The organism is Kitasatospora putterlickiae, assembly GCF_039527695.1.
Lineage (GTDB): Bacteria > Actinomycetota > Actinomycetes > Streptomycetales > Streptomycetaceae > Kitasatospora > Kitasatospora putterlickiae.
Genome location: NZ_BAAAKJ010000216.1, coordinates 33,771 through 36,906 on the forward strand (window position 1 = coordinate 33,771; position 3,136 = coordinate 36,906).

Genomic DNA, 3,136 nt, shown 5'->3' on the forward strand with positions numbered 1-3,136 from the left:
CCCGCCGGCCGCCGCGAAGGCGCGCAGCACCTGTTCGGCGGCGGCCGGGTCGTCGAGTTCCTCGCCGGGCAGCCTCGGGCTGCGCAGGAAGAGGTGGTCGTGGGCGTCACAGACGCCGAGTTCGGCGGGGTCGAGGTCACCGAGGACGGTCCGGACGGTGGCGGTGGCTGCGGCGGCGGCGCTCATGCCGGCTCGGCGAAGGTGGCGGCGGCGACCCGTAGTCCGGCCAGGGCCTTGGGGACGCCGACGTAGGGCGCGAGGTGGACCAGGACCTCGGTGATCTCCTCCCTGGTCAGGCCGATCCGCAGGCTGTTGCGGACGTGGTCGGCGAGCTGCGGTTCCACGCCGCCGAGGGCGGTGAGCGCGGCCAGGTTGGCCACCTGACGGTCGCGCAGGGCGAGTCCGGGCCGCTGGTAGGTGCCGCCGAAGAGCGCGGTGACGATCCAGTCGGGGAAGCCGGGGGCGAGTTCGTCGAGCGGGCCCAGGGTGTCGGCCTGCGTCCTCGGCCCGGCGAGTTCGTCGAGCAGGGCGTAGCCGGCGGCCCGGTCGAACGGGGCGGGAGTGGGACCGGCGGGGTCGGCGGGGGTGGGGGCCGGGCGCATCGGGCGGGGTGGTCCTTTCACCAGTGACGGCCGACGGGCAGCCGGTCGAGTTCGGGGCTGGAGAGGTGGTGCACGCGGTACCGGGTGCCGGGCGCGGTGTCCGGGGCGGCGCCGCTCCAGAGGGCGAAGCGCAGCAGTTCCCAGCGGTCCGGGTCGACGGCGACGGCGGCGGTGTGCAGGCCGGGGTGGTCGGGCAGCGCGGCGAGGGCGTGTTCGACGGCCTCGGCGGGGTCGGCGTCCTCCGGAAGGCGCTCGGCCTGGCGGGTGGCGGTGGCGGGTCCGCCGGTCGCCGGGCCTCGGCGCAGGCCGGCGCCGAGCCAGTGCCGGACGGCGGGGCGGCCGAAGTCGGCGCTGAGGCTGCGGAAGCCCGGGCCCCAGAGGAAGGCGTTCATGCCCTCGGCGGTGCGCCAGAGGTAGAACGGCGCGTACTGGTTGACGGGCGATCCGTCGAGGCCGCGCTCGCGGACCAGGTAGGCCTTGAGGCCGAGGCCCGGGTGGTCGTCGAGCAGATGGCCCTTGGTGGCGATCCGCCGGTGGATGACACCCATGTCGTAGTCGGCGGGGAGGGTGATCTCGTACTGCATGGCGTGCACGGGCGGGCTCCGGGAGAGTGGAGAGTGGTAGGCCGGCGGCTCGGGAGGTGCGGCGGCTCAGTCGGTGCGGTGAGCGGCGAGCAGGGCGAGGGCGCCGCGGACGGCCCGCTCGAACGGTTCGGCGTCGTCGGCGGCGCGGGCGAGCACGTAACCGCCCTGCACGACGGCGACCACGGCGGCGGCGAGGTCGGCGGGCTCGGCGCCCGCCCTCAGCTCACCGGCCGACCGCCCCTCGGCGATCACCTCGGCGAGCCGCCCGCGCAGCCAGTCGAACGTCTCCGCGACGGGCGCGCGCAGCCGGGGGTCGGCCACCACCTCCGGGTCCTGGGCCATCCGGCCGATCCGGCAGCCGCGCAGCACGTCGCGCTCGCGCCGCAGGTAGGCGGCGATCCGGTCGTACGCGGTGCCGGGGCCGGCGAGGTCGGCCTCGGCGGCGGCCCGCATCTGCTCGGCGCTGCGGCGCAGGGCGGCGGCCGCGAGGCCGGGCTTGCCGTCGAAGTGGTGGTACATGCTGCCCTGGCCGACGCCGGCCCGCTGCTGGATGGCCTTGGGGCTGGTGCCGACGTAGCCGCGCTCCCAGAGGAGTTCCTGGGTGCTCTCGATGAGGCGGTCCTGGGTTGCCATGCCGGTCACTGTACCTACTGGTACAGCACCTGTACATACCAGTAGGTACAGAGGTCGCGGCGTGCCCGGAAGACAACGGGCCGTGGGCCGCCCCCCGGCGGTCCACGGCCCCGTGTGATCGTCGTCCCCGGCCGTCCCGCCCGGCACTCCTCGACGGATGGTGGCGCAGATCACCCCGGGCGGCCGCGGCCTGGCAGGATGTCGGGCATGACCTACCTCGCCGCGGATGACCGCTACGCCTCGATGACCTACCGCCGGGCCGGCCGCAGTGGCGTGCTGCTCCCCGCCGTCTCGCTGGGCCTGTGGCACAACTTCGGTGACGCCCAGCCGCTCGACGTCCAGCGTGCGGTGCTGCGCCGCGCCTTCGACCGGGGTGTCACCCACTTCGACCTCGCCAACAACTACGGCCCGCCGTACGGCAGCGCCGAGCGCAACTTCGGCTACCTCTTCGCGCAGGACTTCCGCCCGTACCGGGACGAGCTGTTCATCGCCTCCAAGGCCGGCTACGACATGTGGCCCGGCCCGTACGGCGTCGGCGGCAGCCGCAAGTACCTGACGGCCAGCCTGGACCAGTCGCTGGGCCGGATGGGCCTCGACTACGTCGACGTCTTCTACTCGCACCGCTACGACCCGGAGACCCCGCTCGAAGAGACCATGGGCGCGCTGGACTCGGCGGTCCGGGCGGGCAAGGCGCTGTACGCGGGCATCTCCAACTACCCGGCGGAGAAGCACCGGGAGGCGGTCGCCCTGCTGCGCGAACTGGGCACGCCGGTCCTGATGAACCAGTGCGCGTACTCCATCCTCAACCGCTACGTCGAGGACGAGGGTGTGCTGGACGCGGTCGGCGACACCCAGACCAGCCTGATCTCCTACTCCCCGCTGGCGCAGGGACTGCTGACGGACCGCTACCTCTCGGGCCAGGTGCCGGCCGGATCGCGGATGTCGATCGGCAAGTTCCTGCGCGAGGAGGCGCTCACCGAGGCGAAGCTGGAGCAGCTGCGGGCGCTCAACAAGGTGGCGGAGCGGCGCGGGCAGACCCTGGCGCAGCTGGCGCTGAGCTGGGTGCTGCGGGACCCCCGGGTGGTGTCGGTGATCATCGGGGCCAGCAGCGTGACGCAGCTGGACCAGAACCTGGACGCGCTGGCGGCCGGTCCGCTGACCGCCGAGGAGCTCGCCGAGATCGACACGCTGAGCCGTTGACCGGCTGATCCGTCGGACACCTGAGCCGTCGGACACCTGAGCCGTTGGACAGCTGATCCGCCGGGCCGCCGCGCGTTCCGCCTCAGCGGGACGCGGCACGCCGGGGGCGCCCGGCCG

The 3,136-nt window shown here is 74.2% G+C and carries 4 protein-coding genes and 1 pseudogene; 1 reads left to right on the forward strand and 4 read right to left on the reverse strand.

All coding sequences use genetic code 11. From position 1 onward, the window contains the following. From ABD308_RS21610 to ABD308_RS21625, 4 genes and pseudogenes are all read right to left on the reverse strand, one after another. Window positions 1-186, reverse strand: a pseudogene (locus ABD308_RS21610) (phosphotriesterase family protein); the annotation flags it as partial. Continuing rightward, on the reverse strand, window positions 183-602 hold the full coding sequence (locus ABD308_RS21615; RefSeq protein WP_344337687.1) for a carboxymuconolactone decarboxylase family protein: 420 nt from the start codon (window positions 600-602) through the stop codon (window positions 183-185). The gene ABD308_RS21615 and the pseudogene ABD308_RS21610, both read right to left, overlap by 4 nt. A gap of 17 nt (window positions 603-619) precedes the next feature. After that, window positions 620-1,195, reverse strand: a complete 576-nt coding sequence (locus tag ABD308_RS21620) for a DUF4865 family protein (RefSeq protein ID WP_344337690.1) — start codon at window positions 1,193-1,195, stop codon at window positions 620-622. Window positions 1,196-1,252: 57 nt separating this feature from the next. Beyond that, window positions 1,253-1,819: a TetR/AcrR family transcriptional regulator gene (locus ABD308_RS21625; protein ID WP_344337692.1), complete on the reverse strand. Its 567-nt coding sequence runs from the start codon at window positions 1,817-1,819 to the stop codon at window positions 1,253-1,255. Window positions 1,820-2,026: 207 nt separating this feature from the next. Here ABD308_RS21625 and ABD308_RS21630 point away from each other — a divergent pair, with 207 nt between their 5' ends. Beyond that, the gene (locus ABD308_RS21630; RefSeq protein WP_344337694.1) at window positions 2,027-3,019 is read left to right on the forward strand and encodes an aldo/keto reductase; all 993 of its coding nucleotides are present in this window, start codon (window positions 2,027-2,029) and stop codon (window positions 3,017-3,019) included. Window positions 3,020-3,136 lie beyond the last annotated feature (117 nt).